19 protein-coding genes are annotated in these 20,774 nt (G+C 33.3%); 2 read left to right on the forward strand and 17 right to left on the reverse strand.

What is annotated here, in order from left to right:
• Nucleotides 1-42: 42 nt before the first annotated feature.
• Nucleotides 43-2,022, reverse strand: coding sequence for a DNA primase (dnaG, locus tag ABJF52_RS03620; RefSeq protein WP_348146431.1), 1,980 nt, complete (start codon nt 2,020-2,022; stop codon nt 43-45).
• A 135-nt stretch (nt 2,023-2,157) separates the two neighbouring features.
• Here dnaG and ABJF52_RS03625 point away from each other — a divergent pair, with 135 nt between their 5' ends.
• Nucleotides 2,158-2,394, forward strand: coding sequence for a zinc-ribbon domain-containing protein (locus ABJF52_RS03625; protein WP_348146433.1), 237 nt, complete (start codon nt 2,158-2,160; stop codon nt 2,392-2,394).
• A 4-nt stretch (nt 2,395-2,398) separates the two neighbouring features.
• On the opposite strand, the gene ABJF52_RS03630 is transcribed toward ABJF52_RS03625, so the two are convergent.
• From ABJF52_RS03630 to rsgA, 9 genes are all read right to left on the reverse strand, one after another.
• Nucleotides 2,399-3,376 (reverse strand): polyprenyl synthetase family protein, encoded by a 978-nt coding sequence (locus tag ABJF52_RS03630; RefSeq protein WP_348146435.1) that lies wholly within the window; start codon nt 3,374-3,376, stop codon nt 2,399-2,401.
• 93 nt (nt 3,377-3,469) lie between these two features.
• Complete coding sequence (rlmN, locus tag ABJF52_RS03635) at nt 3,470-4,510, reverse strand: 23S rRNA (adenine(2503)-C(2))-methyltransferase RlmN (RefSeq protein ID WP_348146437.1); 1,041 nt, start codon at nt 4,508-4,510, stop codon at nt 3,470-3,472.
• A gap of 73 nt (nt 4,511-4,583) precedes the next feature.
• Nucleotides 4,584-5,633, reverse strand: a complete 1,050-nt coding sequence (gene queA / locus ABJF52_RS03640) for a tRNA preQ1(34) S-adenosylmethionine ribosyltransferase-isomerase QueA (RefSeq protein ID WP_348146440.1) — start codon at nt 5,631-5,633, stop codon at nt 4,584-4,586.
• Between the two features lie 87 nt (nt 5,634-5,720).
• On the reverse strand, nt 5,721-6,950 hold the full coding sequence (locus tag ABJF52_RS03645; RefSeq protein WP_348146443.1) for a 3-phosphoshikimate 1-carboxyvinyltransferase: 1,230 nt from the start codon (nt 6,948-6,950) through the stop codon (nt 5,721-5,723).
• 117 nt (nt 6,951-7,067) lie between these two features.
• Complete coding sequence (locus ABJF52_RS03650; protein WP_348146446.1) at nt 7,068-7,394, reverse strand: nucleotide pyrophosphohydrolase; 327 nt, start codon at nt 7,392-7,394, stop codon at nt 7,068-7,070.
• Nucleotides 7,360-9,348, reverse strand: a complete 1,989-nt coding sequence (locus tag ABJF52_RS03655) for a transglutaminase (RefSeq protein ID WP_348146449.1) — start codon at nt 9,346-9,348, stop codon at nt 7,360-7,362. The genes ABJF52_RS03650 and ABJF52_RS03655 overlap by 35 nt, the downstream gene beginning before the upstream one ends.
• 4 nt (nt 9,349-9,352) lie before the next feature.
• Nucleotides 9,353-11,257 carry a DUF3857 domain-containing protein gene (locus tag ABJF52_RS03660; RefSeq protein ID WP_348146452.1) on the reverse strand — a complete coding sequence of 635 codons (1,905 nt, stop codon included), beginning with the start codon at nt 11,255-11,257 and terminating at the stop codon, nt 9,353-9,355.
• A 98-nt stretch (nt 11,258-11,355) separates the two neighbouring features.
• A complete protein-coding gene (gene dtd, locus ABJF52_RS03665; RefSeq protein ID WP_348146455.1) occupies nt 11,356-11,808 on the reverse strand; it encodes a D-aminoacyl-tRNA deacylase in 453 nt (150 codons plus the stop codon).
• Nucleotides 11,809-12,759, reverse strand: coding sequence for a ribosome small subunit-dependent GTPase A (gene rsgA / locus ABJF52_RS03670; RefSeq protein WP_348146458.1), 951 nt, complete (start codon nt 12,757-12,759; stop codon nt 11,809-11,811).
• A gap of 151 nt (nt 12,760-12,910) precedes the next feature.
• Between rsgA and ABJF52_RS03675 the strand changes: the two genes are divergently transcribed.
• A complete protein-coding gene (locus ABJF52_RS03675; RefSeq protein WP_348146461.1) occupies nt 12,911-13,357 on the forward strand; it encodes a hypothetical protein in 447 nt (148 codons plus the stop codon).
• A 79-nt stretch (nt 13,358-13,436) separates the two neighbouring features.
• On the opposite strand, the gene ABJF52_RS03680 is transcribed toward ABJF52_RS03675, so the two are convergent.
• From ABJF52_RS03680 to ABJF52_RS03710, 7 genes are all read right to left on the reverse strand, one after another.
• A complete protein-coding gene (locus tag ABJF52_RS03680; protein WP_348146464.1) occupies nt 13,437-14,519 on the reverse strand; it encodes a bifunctional 3-deoxy-7-phosphoheptulonate synthase/chorismate mutase type II in 1,083 nt (360 codons plus the stop codon).
• 4 nt (nt 14,520-14,523) lie between these two features.
• Entirely contained in the window at nt 14,524-15,381 is an 858-nt protein-coding gene (locus ABJF52_RS03685) for a prephenate dehydrogenase (protein WP_348146467.1), read from the reverse strand.
• A gap of 31 nt (nt 15,382-15,412) precedes the next feature.
• A complete protein-coding gene (locus tag ABJF52_RS03690) occupies nt 15,413-16,558 on the reverse strand; it encodes an aminotransferase class I/II-fold pyridoxal phosphate-dependent enzyme (RefSeq protein WP_348146470.1) in 1,146 nt (381 codons plus the stop codon).
• Nucleotides 16,555-17,382 carry a prephenate dehydratase gene (locus tag ABJF52_RS03695; RefSeq protein WP_348146472.1) on the reverse strand — a complete coding sequence of 276 codons (828 nt, stop codon included), beginning with the start codon at nt 17,380-17,382 and terminating at the stop codon, nt 16,555-16,557. Before ABJF52_RS03695 ends, ABJF52_RS03690 begins: the two co-directional genes overlap by 4 nt.
• A 281-nt stretch (nt 17,383-17,663) precedes the next feature.
• Nucleotides 17,664-18,764: a serine hydrolase domain-containing protein gene (locus tag ABJF52_RS03700; RefSeq protein ID WP_348146475.1), complete on the reverse strand. Its 1,101-nt coding sequence runs from the start codon at nt 18,762-18,764 to the stop codon at nt 17,664-17,666.
• A 17-nt stretch (nt 18,765-18,781) separates the two neighbouring features.
• Nucleotides 18,782-19,603, reverse strand: coding sequence for a head GIN domain-containing protein (locus ABJF52_RS03705; RefSeq protein ID WP_348146478.1), 822 nt, complete (start codon nt 19,601-19,603; stop codon nt 18,782-18,784).
• A 10-nt stretch (nt 19,604-19,613) separates the two neighbouring features.
• A complete protein-coding gene (locus ABJF52_RS03710) occupies nt 19,614-20,714 on the reverse strand; it encodes an acyloxyacyl hydrolase (RefSeq protein ID WP_348146480.1) in 1,101 nt (366 codons plus the stop codon).
• Between the last annotated feature and the right edge of the window lie 60 nt (nt 20,715-20,774).

Consider the following 20,774-nt stretch of genomic DNA (forward strand, 5'->3'; position numbering starts at 1 on the left):
GTTGAAAGCCCCCACTTGCCCTTTTGGTAAATGGGGCTTTTTTTATGACAATACTCTATTTAGTTTCTTATTTAACAGCATATTCAGTTGCAAATAATTTACAATCTCTTCTAAGGTTTCGCGATTGTCATCATTATTATTCTCCGTATTCATTTGTAAAGCTTCCATTCTCTTTTTAATAAGAAAACAACGTAAAGTGAGAATAGTTTCACTAACTAATTGCGAGATGGTAGTTTCTTTAGATTTCGGATAGATATCTTTACTTTCCCAGTTATGGAGACTATATTTTTCTTCTTCCATTAAAATAGAAGAAATTTCAGTAACTAAATCTTGATTAATTTCAGCTAAAAAAGAATTAATTGAAAAATTTGCTTTCTCATTTAATTCGGCAATTAGTTTATAATAGATGTCTCTAAATCGCTCATTAGTCAATTCAATTTCATCTTCCTGCAAGTCTAAATATATTTTTTCATAAACTTTAACTTCAGAAGATTCTGGTTCTAATTCCAAATCGCCTTCTTCATTTTCTTTAAGCACCAAATCCTCGAATTGCTGTTTCTCATTACCATAAAGCAATAACATTTCAATAATTTTCCGCTCCAACTCGTACTGTACGTCTACCTTTTCTGCAACGGGTTCTGGCTTAACTACCTCAAATGCTTTTTGGTCTTGGCGTGTTTTTTTAAACTGATCCGATTGGTCTTTTTTACCAATTTGAGCCAGCGTATTAAAAAGCACAGCTTCCGAAACTTTCATAATACGAGCACATTCCTGAATGTAAATTTCCTTTTTAATTCGGTCAGGAATCTTAGCAATACTATTTACTATATCTCGTACAGTATCAGCTCTTTTTATAGGGTCATCCGAAGCTTCTTGCATCAAAACGGATGCTTTAAATTGAATAAAATCCTTCGCATTGTTCTCAAGATATTCAACTACCTGATCATACGAATTATTTTTAGAGAAACTATCAGGGTCTTCACCTTCAGGAAAAGTGCACACCTTAACATTCATTCCTTGTTCAAGAATAAGGTCTATTCCCCGTAACGAAGCACGCAATCCAGCTGCATCACCATCAAAAAGCACTGTAATATTTTTTGTTAATCTATTAATTAAACGAATCTGTTCAGGTGTTAATGCAGTACCACTAGAAGCTACCACATTTTCAATACCTCTTTGATTAAATTGAATTACATCGGTATACCCTTCTACCAAATAACAATTGTCTTCTTTTGCGATTGCTTGTTTAGCATAGTAAATACCATACAGCACCTTACTCTTATGATAGATTTCACTTTCTGGTGAGTTAAGATATTTGGCAGCCTTCTTATCATTCGTTAGAATTCGACCACCAAAACCGAGTACTCGTCCACTCATTGAGTGAATAGGAAACATAACACGCCCTTTAAAACGATCAAACTTTTTTGTCTTGCTCGCATCAAAATTATCTTCCTTAACAATTGTTAAGCCTGTTTTCTTCAAGTAGTTGAGTTGATATCCTTTTTCAAGTGCGTTAGCTGTAAAACCATCCCATTGATCCAAACAATAACCTAAGCTAAACTTTTTTATGGTTTCATCAGTAAAGCCTCTTTCTTTAAAATAAGTTAATGCAATAGCTTTACCTCGCTCCGAATCGTATAATATTTCTTGAAAATACTTACTTGCATATTCCGAAACCAAATACATACTTTCACGTTCGTCTGCAACTGCTTTTTCCTCGTCAGTTCGTTCAGTCTCTTCAATTTCAATATTATATTTTTTAGCTAAGTATTTTATCGCTTCAGGATAGGTAAAATGTTCATGTTCCATTAAAAAAGCAACAATATTCCCTCCTTTACCACTACTAAAATCTTTCCAAATTTGCTTTACAGGCGACACCATAAAACTTGGTGTTCTTTCATCACTAAAAGGACTTAAACCTTTAAAATTGGATCCAGATTTTTTCAATTGTACAAAATCACCAATAACCTCCTCAACTCGGGCAGTTTCATAAACTTGATCTATTGTAGATTTTGAAATCAACGCTAAAACTATTTTAAAATATTGAGAACGTAAATATAAGCTAAAATCTACCCTTATTAAAAGGTGTAATAGGAGTTCATGGGTAAATGAGCATTACTATAAAATTGATTATTTTTATTAAAATCAATTTACAAAATGATATTCTTTTTTGGAACTCGACCAGGCAAAACGGAAATAAAAAAACTGGCCACAGTTTCTTGTTCGCATTGTGAGCAGATTGGCACTCTTACCCTATCAAAATCTAGTAATTGGTTTCATTTTTTTTGGATTAAAATTTTTAAAATTTCAAACCATACCATTATTGAATGTTCCCATTGTAAGCGGGTATATTTTGAAGAAGAATTTTCAGAAGATATGAAAAGAGAAATTTAATAGCTTACTTCTTTCGATCAACCACATAGTTCACCATAAGTTCTAGTGAATTTTTATATTCCGTATCAGGGTAATCTTGTAATAATTGTAATGCTTCTTCTTTAAATTTTAGCATTTTTTCCACAGCATAATCCAATCCGCCATTCTCCTGTACAAATGCAATTACCTCTTTAACTCTTTTCTTATCTCTATTATGGTTCTTAATAGAATTAATCAACCAACTTTTATCTTTTTTCGAAGAATTATTTATCACATATATTAGCGGTAGTGTCATTTTTTGCTCCTTGATATCAATACCAATAGGCTTCCCAATTTTAGCAGCACCGTAATCAAAAAGGTCATCTTTTATTTGAAAGGCCATTCCACAAAGTTCACCAAATTTTCTAAACTTTTCAACCTCAGCACTATCAGGTTTTACGGAACAAGCTCCAAGTGCACAGCATGCTGCAATAAGTGTTGCCGTTTTCTGACGGATAATTTCGTAATAGACATCTTCGGTAATATCTAATCTACGCGCTTTTTCTAATTGTAAAAGTTCACCTTCACTAATTTCGCGCATGGCTACTGAAATTATTTTCAATAGATCAAAGTCGTCATTATCCACAGAAAGTAACATTCCCCTTGCCAATAAAAAATCGCCTACTAAAACAGCAATTTTATTTTTCCATAAGGCATTGATTGAAAAGAATCCACGACGCTTGTTACTATCATCAACAACATCATCATGAACTAAAGAAGCTGTATGAATTAATTCAATTACTGCGGCACCACGATAAGTACGATCATTAACCACACCATTATTTAATAATTTAGCGGTAAGAAAAACAAACATTGGGCGCATTTGCTTCCCTTTTCGATTTACAATATAAAATGTAATTCGGTTTAAAAGCGCCACTTTAGAAGTCATTGATTCAAGAAATTTGGCTTCAAAAAGCTCCATTTCTTTTTCAATCGGTTCTTTTATTTGGGATACTATTTTCAACAGCTATAGCGATATTAAATAAAGGCTCATGTGTAAACGTAAAAATACTTAAAATAGGACGATAAGCCCGAAATACTCGACACGAATTAAGAATTACTGTTTATTGGCTAATTGTCCGCATGCAGCGTCAATATCTTTACCTCGTGATCTGCGAACAGTAACAGTAATTCCATTTCTTTCTAGGGTATTCACATATATTTGTATAGCACTATCTGGAGCTTGTTTAAAATCACCATCATCAATAGGGTTGTATTCTATTAAATTCACTTTTGAAGGTGCAAATCGACAAAAATCAACCAAGGCATTTGCGGCCTCCTGTGTATCATTTATACCTTTCCATACAACATATTCATAAGTAATACGACTTTTAGTTTTTTCGTACCAATACACTAAAGATGATCGCAAATCAGCCAAAGTAAATTTTGCATTAAAAGGCATTATAGAAGTTCGGACTTCATCAATCGCTGAATGTAGCGAGACTGCCAACTTAAATTTCACTTCATCATCCGCCATTTTACGAATCATTTTAGGCACACCTGAAGTGGAAACAGTAATCCGTTTTGGCGACATGCCTAGTCCTTCATCGGAAGTAATTTTATCAATAGCCTTTAAAACATTATTATAATTCATTAAAGGCTCGCCCATGCCCATAAATACTATATTACTCAAGCGACGACCAAAATAAAGTTTACTTTCATTATCAATAGCTACTACTTGGTCATAAATCTCATCAGGATTCAAATTCCGCATTCTTTTCAAGCGAGCAGTAGCGCAAAATTTACAATCTAGACTACAACCTACTTGGCTAGAAACACAGGCAGTAGTTCTAGTTTTAGTGGGAATTAATACCGATTCTACTACTAAATCGTCATGCAAACGAACAGCATTTTTTATGGTACCATCATTGCTACGTTGCATTAAATCAACTTTGATATGATTGATAACAAAATTGTCTTCTAGCATTTTCCGAGTTTCCTTAGAAAGATTGGTCATTGCCTCAAAAGAGTAGGCAGATTTCTGCCATAGCCATTCGTAAACTTGATTACCACGAAATGATTTATCGCCTTGAGATACAAAAAAATCTCGCAATTGCTCTTTTGTTAATGCCCTAATATCTTTCTTATCCGATTTCATTATGCTAAAGATAGTGCAATAAAAAATCCCGCTAATGCATTAGCAAAGCGGGATTTAAATATTCAAATTCAATTTATATTATCAACATCGCATCTCCATACGAGTAGAACTTATATTGCTCAAGAATTGCTTCCTTATATGCTTTTTTCATTAAATCATGCCCCATAAATGCTGAAACCATCATTAATAGAGTTGATTTTGGAAGGTGAAAGTTCGTCACCATCGCATTAGCAATACTAAAATCGTATGGTGGAAAAACAAATTTGTTAGTCCATCCGTCGAAAGTATTTAGCGTATGTTGCGAAGATACCGCACTTTCCAATCCACGCATTGCGGTAGTACCTACAGCACATACTTTACGTTTTTTTTCTTTTGCCTCATTCACAACTTCAGTAGCTCGCTCATCGATAATAAGTTCTTCGCTATCCATTTTATGTTTAGATAAATCTTCAACCTCAACGGGGTTAAAAGTACCTAAACCAACATGTAACGTAAGCTCAGCAAATTTTACTCCTTTAATCTCAAGGCGTTTTAATAAATGTTTTGAAAAGTGCAATCCAGCGGTTGGAGCTGCTACTGCGCCTTCATGCTTAGCGTAAATAGTCTGGTAGCGATCCTCATCATCCGGCTCAACATCACGCTTAATATATTTAGGCAATGGTGTTTGCCCTAAATCTCTAAGTTTTCTTCTAAAGTCGATATATGATCCATCATATAAAAAACGAAGTGTTCTACCTCTTGAAGTAGTATTATCAATAACTTCGGCAACTAAAGTTTCGTCATCACCAAAATACAATTTATTACCAATTCTAATTTTTCTTGCTGGATCAACTAAAACGTCCCAAAGTCGTTGTTCTTCATTAAGTTCTCTTAATAAAAAAACTTCGATACGAGCACCTGTTTTTTCCTTATTACCGTATAATCTAGCAGGGAAAACTTTGGTATTATTCAAGACCATTACATCGTCTTCATCAAAATAATCGATCATATCTTTGAACATCTTGTGTTCAATTTTACCAGTATCTCTATGGATGACCATTAACTTTGATTCGTCTCTATTTTCTGCAGGATATTCTGCCAAAAGATTATCGGGCAGTTCGAAATTGAAGTTTGATAATTTCATTTATCGTATTTAGATTAGCAATTTTTGCGGCTGCAAATATACAATCTGAAGATAGGGGTTGTCAAGTAAATTGATATTTAATTACAACTATATCTCATTGATTGCAAATTCTAGACTTTTTAAATCATTCCAATAATCTGGGTATGATTTCGAAACTACTTCAGCTTCATTAATAAAAACCTCCGTTTTCATAGCTAGAGGAGCAAATGCCATAGCCATTCTGTGATCATTATAAGTATCGATAGCAATACCACTTTTAATTTCTGAAGTGGCATTTATAGTTAAAGTTTTATCGGTTACAGCAATGGAACAACCTAACTTGGAGAGCTCTGTATATAAAGCTTCCAACCTATCTGTTTCCTTAATTTTCAGCGTATGCAAACCCGTTAAATGGCAACCTATTCCCAATCCAAAGCAGGTAACAGCAATGGTTTGTGCAATATCTGGCGCATTAGACAAATCGCATTCAATATTAGATTGGTCAACATTTGAAATCTTTTTTAAACTAATTTCATTCGCATGGAAAGTTGTAGTAACACCAAACTCGGTATAAATCTCGGCAAGAACACTATCACCTTGCAGACTATTTTTCTTATAAGCCGATAGTTTTATTTCACTACCCACCTCACTTAATGCCATAATGCTATAGAAATAAGATGCAGAACTCCAATCAGATTCCACAACTAATGTATCATCTTTCACCGCTGTTTTAGGGCTTACCGTAATTAAATTTCCAGCAAAAGAATTCTCAACACCAATTTGGTCTAACAGTGCTAATGTCATCTTAATATAAGGAACAGAAGTAATTTTACCCACCAGCTCAATTACTAAGCCATTAGGAAGACTTGCACCTGTCATTATTAAGGATGAAATATATTGACTACTAATATTTGCAGGAATACTAACCTTATTTTTTGACAAAGTTGAGCCTTTAATTCTTAAAGGAGGATATCCATTATTTTTTGCATATTCTATATGAGCACCAAGTGAACGAAGGGCATCAACCAAAACGCCAATAGGCCGCTCTGTCATCCGTTGCGACCCTGTAAGCAATACATTTTTACCATCTTGCGAGGCAAAATAACTAGTTAAAAAACGCATTGCGGTGCCGGCATGATGAATATCAACTGTTCCATTTTCTACTACAAGGCCTTTAGCCATTACTTGGGCATCATCGGAATTTGAGAGATTTTCAATGGTTAAGTTAGGAAATAACGCTTTTAACAAAAGCAACCGATTCGATTCGCTTTTTGAGCCTGTAATTCTAATATTTGCTGTAAGAAGATTTTGCGGAGGTGGGCCGAGGTGTAATTTCAATGCTTAGTTCTCTTTTTGAGTTGAATAGTAGCTAATTTATAAGCATCTTAAAAATGAATATTTTCAAGATTACTTTTATTGCTCTAATTATAGAACAATCTATTCAACAAAGATAAACTATTTCAGTTTTTCATTGTTTTGATGTCTATCGTGATCGCGTTTTGTTTTTAAGTCGAGTTTCTTGTAAAAAGCATCTTCAATATCAACACCAGTCTGATTCGCCAAACATAACACCACAAAAAGAACATCGGCTAATTCTTCACCTAAGTCTTTATTTTTATCAGATTCTTTTTCACTTTGTTCACCATAACGTCTGGCAATGATACGCGCCACCTCACCTACTTCTTCTGTAAGTTGCGCCATATTCGTTAATTCATTAAAATAACGAACTCCATGGTCTTTAATCCATTTATCTACTTCCTGCTGCGCTGTCTTCAATCCCATTTTTAGTGATTTTTGACAAAACTACTTTTTCTGATTGTTTTTGAACCAACAGATTATAAAATTCTTTTAAAAATTGATATTCTTGAGCTGGAACTAAACTGACATTTAAAGATATTTCACTATTAACTACTAAAGAACCTTGTTGCTCTGAAATATTATATTTAAAATTCCCCATCTGTTCTGGCAAAGCAATCATCGTAGTTTCAGGTATAGATTCTACTTGATAACCTTCTGGAATTTTTATTTTAATCACTAATTTATCTTCCCATGGATAACCAAATTCAACCGGAAATTCTCTTTCCTCAGATTTAAATGGATTTTCTGAAACAGATTTATAAAAAAGCGGCGAAAAATATAATTTTCCATCTACCTGATCCACTACATCCTCTTTAAATATATCATAAGATTGAACAATAGGCTTTAATAAGTCTTCATTATATTTAATCTCATAATTTGAAATTTCTATATCATCATTTTCTTTTTCTAATTCTTCGAGGAAAGTATCTTCAGTGCTATGATTATATGCTTTTCTAAAAAGCATTGCATTATATTGCGTATAACGCTGTTTATAATTACCTTCAATAGATCCATCATCGTTTAAAGTTACATTTAACATGGATAAATCTACCGACTTCTTTTTTGGTGCTAGTTCTACCATCGTAGAACTACCAGAATCAGAAACCATTCTACCCCACCAATTCAATGCTCGTAATGGCAAGATATTAACTGTGCTGTATGGGTCTGTGCCATCTATAAGATATTCTTTGTCATTAATTTTCGCTGAAGCAATAACATAATTAAATCCTTGGATAGTTGGGAAAAGTGGTATACCATTATCTCGGGTACTTATTAATACTGGATATGCTTTAATACCAGCATATTTTAACATTGCAACTATCATTAAATTAATATCACCGCTATTACCTAACTTCTCTTTATAAGCAACTTTAACACCTTCATCACATCCTACACCCATATATTCGTTCCACTTTACTTTCTTTCGAACAAAATTAAGAACAATATCCAATCGCTTTCTTTGATCACTTATAGTGGCCAATTCAACATCTAACTCATCTTCAAAATATTTTTTCTTTTTTAATTCAGCTCCAAAAGAACTGCTGTTATAAATACTTTTTACAACATCATCCCAAGATTTAGAAAAATTCTTAAAAGTAGAACCTGGTATTTCAAGCGATTCTATTTCAAACTTAACAGCTGACCGGTAGTTATCAATATTAGTTACAAATGGCTCTTCTTTTAAGGCAGGTATATCATTTAAATTAAACTCTGTTCTTACTGCATTTACATTTAATGTATTATTCAAAACACTGGTAGTTACAGGTTTTATATTTAAAAAGCCTTTATGGCGCTGATTAAATTTAAAATAATCAAAAATTCGCATTGAAGCTTCTACCTTTCGAATAGGTATTTCTTCTTGAAATCTAAACTCACTAATACTTTGTATAAACGGAGATTTTAATCTGTATTTATATTCAACAACAGAGCCTTCTTTTAAATTAGGCATCGTTAGCTTCACCTGATTTACATTTTTAGAATACTCTGATTTAAATATACTTGATTTATCAAGTTTTGTTTCTACAATTTCTCCATCAATTAGCGCATAAGAATACCCCTTTAATCCACTAATTTCGACATCAGTGTTACCACTTTTATAAAGGTTTATAATTTTTGTAGCATACTTAAAACCATCTTTATTATAAATTTTTATACGTTCTTGAATCTCTGTTATCAATTCTAAACCAACATGACTATTATACTCATAATAAGAATTACGATAGCGATACAAGTAAGCTGCATTTGCTGAAGAATCTTTGGGGTATGTTTTTTCTTCAAGTTCAATCTTTGTAACCTTCCCAAATTTTAATTCTTGAGACTGAATTTCAGGATGTACCAGAAAAACTAGAAATACTATTATCATTGAATGTTTAAACATAATTTTATATTTTATTTTTTAAAATCATTTTAAGATTATCACCTTTAGCGATGGCTCTTTTAAAGTCCCTAAAGTCAGCATATTCATTTTTAGAATATTGCCCACTTAATATCAATACTTTTCTTTTGTAGATTAACGTATTAGCATCAATTGAAGTAATACTAACTTTATATGATCCAAATTTATTTTTAATATCTATTTCTTGTGGAATTGAAGACAATTCAAATCCAGCAGGAATAATTATTTGGTATTCATTTTCATCTAGATATCCTCTTGATATTTCGAATGGAAGCATTCTATTTCTGTATCGGTCAGGCACAAAATTATCCTGATCAAAAGGGTTTGGCTTGAAAAGTAGTTCCTCACCTACTTTACTTGCAAAAGTTTTTGCTTCAACTTCTATTTTCTCCTTAAAGAGGACTCTATTTTTATCATTTTCTAAGGAAATAGTATTAATCTTTAGTCCATTAATATTATCCCAATATTCCTTATAATACTCATTCTTCTTTTTTTCTGTTAAACTATGCACACGAGAATGCCTATCGTACTGCACACCAGCTGTCTTTATTTCAACTAACCCTTTAATAGATCCATCTTCTAACAGCTCAAATTTTGCAGTAGTAAACTTTGAATTAGTCTTATTTAAATATGCATCAGTACGTTTTACTATACCACCATCTGGAGTCACCACTAAAACGTCACGATCATCTGTAAAGGTGCTTAAAAAACCAAATGGAATGCTTTGACTAGTACATTCCAACCAAACATCATCATCACCATTAGGTACATTTAAAATAACATGATTTCCCTCCATTGAAGCAAAATCAGGATCAATACTACGCTTGTAATTACCAGCCCATACAACACTATAATATGATTCAATCCCTTGTGATTTCAATAGTGCCTTGGTGTAATTTGTTAAACCCTTACAATCACCATATTTAACGCGGTCAACTTCGTTTGCCTCTATAGGCATCCACCCACCTATTCCCAATTGAACACTTATATATCTCGTATTGTCCTGTACATATTCGTAAATCTTTTTGGTTTTCTCCAGTTTAGTATCCAATCCTGAAACCAATTCAGTTATTAGATTTTTAGTCCCCTCAGAAACAATATCTTTTTCATATAATAAGCTTTCATATTGCCATCTACCAATTGAGGCCCAATCATTACCATACCCATTAACACCTTCAAGATGAAAATCTGAAAGACTAACCAATAAGCTTGGTTCAATCTCATAAAAAGCAGGGCTTAGTACTTCTCTTTTAGTAGAAGGTACGTTTTTAAGACTATAAGAAATTACACCTTTTGACGAATGATTTTCTATTGGATATTGCTCAAAATTCTTTTCCTTCACCCGAATTTTCATTTCAGAAGGTTGAGAGATTTCATACGTACTATTCTCAGTGCTTACAAGATATTCATCAATAGGGGACCATCTAGGCAAAAAAGCCGTGTTAGAAGTATTATAACTAAATGTAAAATCAACGGTATATGGATATTCGATAGGGGTATAATTAAAATATTTAACACGGGAATCACCATATAATGTACCTCCATCAACCGCACTTACATCTTTAAAATCTTTCTTTTTAAGTTTTTCTATTACATCCCCATTTTTATCAAACACAGTTACACTTAAATCCTGAATTTTAGTGGAAGGATCATAAAATACATATGGATTTATCGCAGAACGACCAGCCTTCTTTAGTACAGTGACTACACGTCGTTTAGACACGGTCATATTCTTTTTTGAAGAAACATCAATTACAGTTTCATCTAAACGAACAACGGCATTCGCGTTATGAATAAGAATACTCTCTATATCACTTGATTGATACAGGCTTTTTTGTGCAGTACTATTAAAGCCAATCAACAAAATATAAACAATTGTAAGTAAGCGCATTAACTTTTTTATAGGTTGTAAAAAAAACCGAATCTAACAGCTTTTCGAACTTTGAACCAATAAAATCGACCAAATTACTATTTACTTGTTCAAGTAAATTACTCCTTGTTCTTTGTATCTATTATTATGGTAACGGGGCCATCATTTAGCAAATCGACTTTCATGTCGGCACCAAAAACCCCCGTTCCCACTTTTTTACCCAAATCCTTTTCAATTTGACCTATAAATTGCTCGTATAATGGCACAGCAACATTAGGTTTAGCCGCTTTAATATAACTAGGGCGGTTTCCTTTTTTAGTAGAAGCATGCAAGGTAAATTGGCTAACAATAATAGCATCACCGCCGATATTTAATAATGATTTATTCATTATATTATTTTCATCACCAAAAATTCTAAGGTTTATTATTTTTCGAGATAGCCATTCAATATCCTCATGCGTATCTAAATCTTCTATTCCCAACAAAATTAATAACCCTGAATTAATTTCCGAAATTAAGGCGTAATCTACAGTGACACTAGCTCTTGAAACTCTTTGTATTATTGCTCTCATCTATTTTTCCGCAAATTCATCAATCCTATATCCATCATCGTCACCAGTTACCATTTGTACATAACTTCGGTAACGACTCCAGGCCAACTCATCATTTTCTAATGCTTCCTTTACTGCACATTTTGGCTCATCTAAATGAAGACAATTATTAAATTTACAATTCCCTTTTAACTTAAAGAGGTCTGGAAAATAATCTCCAATTTCTTCCTTCTCCATATCTACAATACCAAAACCTTTAATTCCTGGTGTATCAATAATACGTGCTCCAAAATCAAGGTCAAACATTTCGGCAAAAGTTGTAGTATGCTGCCCTTGTAGATGTTGTTCCGAAATTTCTGTAGTTTTAATATTTAGTCCGGGTTCAATAACATTAACTAATGTTGACTTGCCAACACCTGAGTGACCGGCAAACATACTTGTTTTATCCCTCATTAATTCTTTAACCTTAAGTACATTCTTACCGGTTGTAGCTGAAATACCTATACATGTATATCCAATATTTCTATAAAGTTCTGCCAAGTATTTAACCTCTCCAAGTTCTTCTGGGCTATATGAATCGACTTTATTGAATAATAATACTGTTGGCACATCATAAGCTTCCGCAGTAGCTAAAAAACGATCTATAAATATGGTATAGGTTTTAGGGTTGTTTAAGGTTATCATTAAAAACACTTGATCCAAATTAGCCGCAATAATATGTGTTTGCTTGGATAGGTTTACCGACTTTCTGACGATGTAATTCTTGCGATCTTCAATTTCATAGATAACACCAACTGTAACATCTCCTTGATCGTCTAGTTCAAATTTAACATAATCCCCTACGGCCACAGGATTAGTACTTTTAATTCCTTTTATTCGAAACTTCCCTTTAATTCGGCATTCGTAAAAATCGGCATCCTCCGTTTTAACGGTATACCAACTTCCTGTAGATTTATAGACAACACCTCGCATTCATTCTATTTAGGGTACAAAGAAAAGCAATACTTTTATAATACCCTGATAATAAATATTCTTGGAGTTATCAAGCACAAAATAAAACATCCAATAAATGCAACCAAGAACTAAATCGATTGTCTTTAGTATTAAAACTTAATTATTTATCATGAAAAAAATTATTCTCGTAGCTAGTCTTGCACTTTTTTCGTTTATTGAGATGAAAGCGCAACAGTTTAAAGTAATAACCAGTGTAGAATCAATAGTACCAAGTGGAATAGGTAGGTCTAGAATTATAGACTCACAAGAGGAAAAAGACTTCCAAAAATTCACTTCAGAACAAACTGAGGAAGATAATTCTAGAAACAAATCGAAAAGAAGTGAGATTCGGGTTAAGAACTTTGAAGAAACAAAACTTTTAAATTTCTATAACATAGGTGGCATCCGTTTTCAAAATATAGCGGCAAACGATGCTGTTATTTCTTCAAAATTAAGCACTATGGCAGCCGATGGGTGGGAACTTGCATTTGTTACTAGCGGTGTCGAGGCCGATGCTGGTGATAAAGATGGTCAAGGAATTTTTATTACTCGTTATGTATTTAGAAAAGACGAATAAATAAATTAAATAATAAAACGGCGTTTTGAAATAAATCAAAACGCCGTTTTTAAATAATCTAATTAATTAATTGCCCGAGTTAAGCATTAATTATCTTCTCTTGGTGATTTATAGACTCTTGGTGTATTGCTTTAAACATTTTTAAAACAAATTCTTCACTCAACCCTTTAGATTCACCTTCAAGAATCATTGCTCCTAAAATTTGGTTCCAACGATTAGATTGAAGAACAGCAACATTCTTTTGCTTTTTAAGTTCACCAATTCCATCAGAAATCTTCATACGTTTACCCATAGTATCAATTAACTGATGGTCAAAAATATCTATCTGAGCTCTTAAGTTGCTTAATTTAGCATTGTATTCAGCTTCGCTATCACTTTCTTTTCTAATGCGAAGATCTTTCATAATTTGTACTAGAGCCGCTGGAGTAACCTGCTGTGCGGCATCACTCCATGCATTATCTGGATCATGGTGAGTCTCAATCATCAATCCATCGAAATTCAGGTCAAGTGCAGTTTGAGAAACATCAAAAATCATATCGCGCTTTCCAGTAATATGTGAAGGATCACAAATTAATGGAAGGTCTGGAAATTTATTTTGAAATTCTATAGCTAATTGCCACTCTGGAATATTTCTATATTTTGTTTTTTCATAGGTTGAAAACCCACGGTGAATTGCGCCTAAATTTTTAATTCCAGCTGTGTATAAACGCTCTATACCACCTAACCATAGTGATAAATCTGGATTAACCGGATTTTTAACCAATACGGTTTTATCAGTTCCAGCTAATGCATCTGCGATTTCTTGCATTATAAAAGGACTCACTGTTGAGCGAGCACCAATCCACAACATATCCACATCATGCTCTAAGGCCAATTTTACATGAGCAGCATTCGCTACTTCAGTGGTAGTTTTCATGCCAGTTTCGGCTTTCACTTTTTGCAACCACTTTAAACCTAAAGCACCTACACCTTCAAAATTTCCAGGACGAGTACGAGGTTTCCATATACCAGCACGGTAATAATTAACATCAGTGTCTTTTAAGCTATGGGCAATGCCTAAAACTTGTTCTTCTGTTTCAGCGCTACATGGCCCTGCAATCACTAACGGATGGTCTAACTTCATGTTATCTAACCAACCTCTCATCTCTTTTTTGTTTTCCATTTTATTATTTGTTAAGCGGTATTCCTTTTAAAATTTCCTTTATTTTATTTGTATCGTTCATTTCATTGTATATTCCTTGATAATCACTATGTTCGAGCAATTCCTTAAACTCTTGAAGGTTTTGAATATACTCGTTCAATGATGCAACAACATTCTCTTTATTTTGTTCAAATATGGGTGTCCACATTGCAGGTGAACTTTTTGCTAAACGCACAGTACTTTCGAATCCACTGCCCGCCATGTCAAAAATATCACGTTCATTTCGCTCTTTTTCAATAACAGTCTTTCCCAACATAAAAGAGCTTATATGTGATAGATGAGACACATAAGCAATGTGTTTATCATGTGCCACAGGATTCATATATCTAATTCGCATTCCCATTTGCTGAAAAATTGCTAAGGCTCTTTCTTGTAACTTAAAAGCCGTTTTTTCCACTTCGCAAATAATATTGGCTTTCCCATTATATAAATTTTCGATGGCCGCGGATGGGCCAGAAAATTCAGTACCTGCAATTGGGTGACATGCCAAGTAATTTCTTCTCTTCGGATGATCATTAAGGGTTTCACAAATTAAATTCTTAGTAGATCCACCATCGATAACTACACAATCATCATTTACTGCGTCTAATATTATTGGAAGTTCATCAACCAATACATCTACAGGAATACTCACAATAACCATATCAGCAGAATTCAAATCATTATAGCTTGCTTTGGCATCTATAAGATTTAATTCTAAAGCTTCAGAGAGGTGTGCCGGATTATTATCGATACCAAAAACCTTAGTTTCTGGTTGAATTCTCTTGATGTCCTTTGCAAAGGAGCCACCAATTAAACCAATACCGACTATAAATAAATTCATTTTACTAATTACTTATTACTGTTTACTTGTTTCAAAATCTATCAATAGCCTCTTGAATTTTTTCCTCGGGCACACAAAGCGAAAATCTTATAAAACCTTCACCATTACTTCCAAAAACTGTTCCTGGTACTAGAAATATATTCTTATCGTACAATATTTTATCAATAAATTCTTCCGAACTAACACTATCAGAGGGCAACTTCGCCCAAACAAACATTCCTACGGCGTTTGTATCATACGTACAATTAAGTCTGTCTGCCAATTTGTAAATTAAATCTCTTCTTTTTCGGTATACTTCATTTAAATCATTATACCAAGTCTGACTACTTCCTAAAGCTTCAATTGCTCCTTTTTGAATGCCGTAGAACATACCAGAATCCATGTTGCTTTTAACTTTTAAAACGGCATTTATATGATCTTTGTTTCCAAGTACCATTCCAACACGCCATCCGGCCATATTAAAGGTTTTACTTAAAGAGTTTAGTTCTAATGCTACTTCTTTAGCATTTTGCACAGATAATATACTAGTAGGCTCTTCATTTAGGACGAAACTATATGGATTGTCATTTACTAGAAGAATATCATTCCGTTTAGCGAAAGAAACTAATTTCTCTAATTCAGATTTACTAACATTAGCTCCAGTTGGCATATGGGGATAATTTACCCACATAATTTTCACCTTCTCTAAATCTCCTTCTTCAATTGCATCTATATCCGGAAACCAACCATGCTCTTCTTTAAGTCCATAATACTTAGGCACAGCACCTACCAATTTGGTTACTGAACTATACGTGGGGTATCCGGGATTCGGAATTAAGACCTCATCTCCAGGGTTTAAAAAAGCCATGCTTATGTGCATAATTCCTTCTTTGGATCCCATTAATGGCAAAATCTCTGAGATTGGATCTGCAGTCACTCCAAATTTAGATTGGTAAAAATCTGCAAAAGCCTCTCGCAATGCAGGCAAACCTTGGTAGCTTTGGTATTGATGCGCACCATCTTCTAATACTGCGTTTTGTATGGTTGATACAATTTCAGCTGAGGGCATTAAATCAGGACTACCAATACCCATATTAATTACGGGACGGCCTTCAGCCATTAAGCCTCGAACTTCTCTCAATTTCTTAGAGAAATAGTATTCTTCAACGGTATGTAATCTATCGGCAGTGCGAATCATAGCATTGCATTTTTATATTCACCCAATATTTTAAAGTCATCTAACATGATGTTCAACAACGATTTTGCCTTTTCAAAATGTGTATAATCGTCAAATTTTACATCTACAAAAAATGCGTATTTCCAAGGTTTTTCAATAATTGGTAAAGATTGAATTTTGGTTAAATTCAAGTTACAATCACTCATAACATTCATTACTGTCGCTAGACTACCACGTTTATGGTCGGTTATAAACCTCACAGATGCCTTATTAATTTCTTCCTTAGGCAACTCCTTATTTTTTGTTTTTACAATAATAAAGCGCGTGGAATTATTTTTGATTGTCTGTATATCAGATGCTATGATGTTCAGATCATACAAATCGGCTGCTACTTTAGGTGCAATAGCCCCTATGCCTTGCAATTGCTTATCCTGAATCTGTTTCGCAGTTTCAGCTGTATCGACATCTTCGACCAATCTTATGTGCGGATATTTTCTAAAAAAATCTTTGCATTGCAGTAGAGCCATTGGGTGAGATCGAACTTCAACTATGTCATCAATTGTCTGTCCGTTAAGCACCATTAAATTATGATGAATATTTAAATAATGTTCACCAATTATATGTAGATTATTATCATGCACTAATGCATAATTAGGAATTATAGATCCAGCAATAGAATTTTCAATTGCCATAATTCCCTTATCTGCCGAGCCGTCTAGGAGTCTATCGACTAAATAATCAAATGACATGCATTCTATAAGTTCGGCATCAACACTACAATATTCACGAGCCACCTGATGGTGGTTTGAACCTTTGATACCTTGTATGGCTATTTTTACTGACATTTCTAATAATTCTAATAAACAAAAAAGTCCCGTTTTTAACGGGACTTCTATTTGCTTATATATTCAATACTTCACAACAGTCCCGTACCTCTCTTAAAAAAGAAGTAAAAAAAGAAACCGTTATAAAAGAATTGCGTATTCATAAAACTTAAACTTGCAGCTAATGTATGAATTTAATTTAAAAATCTCCTTTTATGAAGAATTTATTTTGATTTGGTAACAATTTATTAAGGTTTGGCAAAATAAAAATCAATTTAGGTTACAAAATATCACACTTTGTTTTAATCATCATTATCTATAAATAACGAAATCACTTCATCTAAATCTTCTTGTACCTTCGGATCTGTACAATTTATCAAGATTGAGAATACTACTTTTTCATTGGGATAAACAAAAAAGTTAGAATAGCCCCCTACCCCATTACCAACATGACCATAGAAAGGCCTCCCTTGTTTATCCTCACTTACTTGCCAACCCAAACCATAGAATGTTTTTTCTTCATTAACTTCTAAAGAAGTTAAGAATTCAGCCTTCATAGTTGCAGTAAAAACCTCATCTTTTAATATGCTAAGGCCAAAGTTTGAAATATCTTCTGATGTTGATAAAAAGCCTCCACCTGCCAATTTGTAATAATTATCTACGGGTATGGCTTTTCGAAATCCATTACGATTTTTTGAATAAAATGTAGATAGGTTAGCTATTTCACTTTTAGAAAATTCTGAACTCTGCTCATCCGGACTTTTTCCTGCAAAAGTATTCACCATACCCAATGGGTCGAAAACTTTCTTTTGAACCAAATCTGCAAAAGGCACTCCACTCGCTTCTTGCATTGCCAATGACAATAAGGTCCAATCAAAACTATTATACAAATATTGAGTTCCTGGTTCAAAAACTAAAGGGTCATTTTTAAAAATAGCTATTCCCTGCTTAATAGAAAATGGTTTGTTTAGCCCATATTCCGCACCTCTATAACTTCTAATACCGGCAGTGTGACTAGCTAATTGTCTGATAGTAAAATCGTATTCCTTTTTTGGGTAATATGGAACATAATCGTAAAAAGACGCATCTAAATTTATAACTTCTTCATCTATTAAATGTGCTAATGTAGCAGCTGCAATATTTTTAGAAATACTAGCAATTCTGAATACTGTTCTCTTTGGATCAATTAGTTTTTGAGATGCTATATCAGCATAACCATAGCCTTTTTGTAATAAAATATCTCCAGCTTTAATAACTGTTATTGCGATACCAGGCACTTTTTTATCATTAACTAAAATAGATAACAAAGCATCTGCTTTTGCCAATCCTTTTAATGGCACACTATCTCCTATGATACGATTAGAAGCGGTTAAGTTTCGTAAGAATTTTATAATTGGATTCATACCAATTAAGGTTTAAACTATTTAAAAATCAGTTTTCCTTTGTATTGTTCATCTACTTCAACAATAGGTGGAATGTTACCGCTTATTACATCACCATTTCCACGAATAATTCCCGTAATAGATTCCACCGGATTGACAAACAAATCATTACTACCTCTATGATTTATAGTTACTTTATCAGCTAACAAATTTTCCGCTTCTATTCGCGAGTCGCCAGATGCAACATATAAACTTAAATTTTCAGCTGCCCCTCTCAATTTAAAATAGGCGATTCCATTAACGACTACACTAACCGTTTCAACATTAAGTTCCAAATTAAATTCACTATCGGTGGTGAGCGCATCGGGCACTAAATAACTTTCGGTCAACAGTTCAATTGACTGATAATTCAAAACCCCGTCACTTTGAATCGGCAATCCACTACTACTTCTAATTTGAGTAATATTTGGCGAGGTTACGTGTATTTTAGTGATACCATATTCACGAAAAAGGTTACATCCATTATCGTTTCGCAATAACAATCGGTCATCTTCTACAGTCACAGAAATATCATTTAAAAGATTTTCACCAGTTTCAATTTCTACTTTTTGAGTTGTACCTTCCTTTACTACCAGTACTATTTTTTCATAGACTGTAATTTTAGAAAATTCTGGAACAGTTATTTCTTGTAAGATAAGGTCACCTGATTTTTGTAAACAATCTGAACTTGATTCCGAATTACATGAATTTACTAGAACTAGCGCTAAAGAAGTAATAATTACTCTAAAGGAAATCTGAACCACCTTTAAAGAATTTATAAAGGAAATTATTTCATTATCAAAAATTCTAATTGTATTCATAACCCAAATTTCAAAATCGAATTCCTAAACCAAATTCTACTGCTTCTGCAGCTGCACCATGAGATTTTAGCGTTATAGCTCCAAAAATATTTTTGCCAAAATATCGTTTCATACCTAATCTATTATATACTCTTCCTTCAAAATCAAATGGATAATAAACATAGTATCCCAATTGTGTAATAAAGCTTATTCTATTCACAAATAATTCATGACCTACAAATAAACCCACTCTTTTATAATCATCGTCTGCTTGAACACCATACTCTGGAAAAGAAATAGCTTGAAATCTTATTAATTCTTTTAAAAAATTAGAAAAGAAAACATCGCCACCGATTTGTATTGCGCTTTTTCTGCTCAATCGTTTATCGGCATAACCAGACAAAATGTAAAAAGCATGCTGACCCAATCCAATCACATCACTTGCATTTACTCCGGATCTAAAAACAAAATTAAATTTTATTGGCTCTTTAACTTTTTCTCGTTCCATATTTGATAAATAAGCAATCTCTTTACCTCCATCCAAATCATAAGTTAAGCCAGCATTGAAAGCAAAAGTATTAGTTGAAGTATTCGGTGATTTAACGTTAGCATTAGAATAATGAATTACCGAAAAACCTGCTTTCACCCCTAAACCCTTAAAGATATTTTCCCTATGAAAATTCAACATTATAAAAGTTGAACTCAAAAAGTCCGAGCCATATGCATTATTACGGAAATTGGTATTTTTATCATAGGGATTAGTTGCGTAAGAAACACCTTGGCCAAGTCTTAATTGCAAATTTCTTTTTAGAAAGTAAAAATTGTAGTGTGCATAGAGTCCGAAATGTTTACCCAAAGTTTCATTATTCATATCTTGATAAATGAATGAATAACCAACATCCGGATAATTATAAAGTTCTTCCCATTCTTCTTGCCCGTATGTTTTTCTATTCAAACCAAGAATAAACCCAGTAGGATGATCTTGAATTAAGTGAGAAATATCCGGATTATGTAACAGGATTGACCCATAGAACTGATTAGCATCAATCACATATCGTTTCGCAACAACTTCGTCTTGAGCAAACAATGTTAGACTACATAGCAGAGAAAAAAGCAGGAATTTTAACCTCATAAAAAGTAAAGGTAAAACTATTCAAGGATAAAAATCAAAGCAAACACAGGGTTTTATTTA

Origin of the sequence: Aurantibacter sp. (assembly GCF_039941195.1) — a bacterium.
Classification (GTDB): Bacteria; Bacteroidota; Bacteroidia; order Flavobacteriales; family Flavobacteriaceae; genus Aurantibacter_A.

Excerpts from the sequence above, each read along its gene's own strand:
- ABJF52_RS03625 (WP_348146433.1), top strand. The coding sequence starts at position 2,158 with ATGATATTCTTTTTTGGAACTCGACCAGGCAAAACGGAAATAAAAAAA.
- rlmN (WP_348146437.1), bottom strand. The coding sequence starts at position 4,510 with ATGAAATCGGATAAGAAAGATATTAGGGCATTAACAAAAGAGCAATTG.
- queA (WP_348146440.1), bottom strand. The coding sequence starts at position 5,633 with ATGAAATTATCAAACTTCAATTTCGAACTGCCCGATAATCTTTTGGCA.
- ABJF52_RS03650 (WP_348146446.1), bottom strand. The coding sequence starts at position 7,394 with ATGGGATTGAAGACAGCGCAGCAGGAAGTAGATAAATGGATTAAAGAC.
- ABJF52_RS03655 (WP_348146449.1), bottom strand. The coding sequence starts at position 9,348 with ATGTTTAAACATTCAATGATAATAGTATTTCTAGTTTTTCTGGTACAT.
- ABJF52_RS03660 (WP_348146452.1), bottom strand. The coding sequence starts at position 11,257 with ATGCGCTTACTTACAATTGTTTATATTTTGTTGATTGGCTTTAATAGT.
- dtd (WP_348146455.1), bottom strand. The coding sequence starts at position 11,808 with ATGAGAGCAATAATACAAAGAGTTTCAAGAGCTAGTGTCACTGTAGAT.
- rsgA (WP_348146458.1), bottom strand. The coding sequence starts at position 12,759 with ATGCGAGGTGTTGTCTATAAATCTACAGGAAGTTGGTATACCGTTAAA.
- ABJF52_RS03675 (WP_348146461.1), top strand. The coding sequence starts at position 12,911 with ATGAAAAAAATTATTCTCGTAGCTAGTCTTGCACTTTTTTCGTTTATT.
- ABJF52_RS03680 (WP_348146464.1), bottom strand. The coding sequence starts at position 14,519 with ATGGAAAACAAAAAAGAGATGAGAGGTTGGTTAGATAACATGAAGTTA.
- ABJF52_RS03685 (WP_348146467.1), bottom strand. The coding sequence starts at position 15,381 with ATGAATTTATTTATAGTCGGTATTGGTTTAATTGGTGGCTCCTTTGCA.
- ABJF52_RS03690 (WP_348146470.1), bottom strand. The coding sequence starts at position 16,558 with ATGATTCGCACTGCCGATAGATTACATACCGTTGAAGAATACTATTTC.
- ABJF52_RS03695 (WP_348146472.1), bottom strand. The coding sequence starts at position 17,382 with ATGTCAGTAAAAATAGCCATACAAGGTATCAAAGGTTCAAACCACCAT.
- ABJF52_RS03700 (WP_348146475.1), bottom strand. The coding sequence starts at position 18,764 with ATGAATCCAATTATAAAATTCTTACGAAACTTAACCGCTTCTAATCGT.
- ABJF52_RS03705 (WP_348146478.1), bottom strand. The coding sequence starts at position 19,603 with ATGAATACAATTAGAATTTTTGATAATGAAATAATTTCCTTTATAAAT.
- ABJF52_RS03710 (WP_348146480.1), bottom strand. The coding sequence starts at position 20,714 with ATGAGGTTAAAATTCCTGCTTTTTTCTCTGCTATGTAGTCTAACATTG.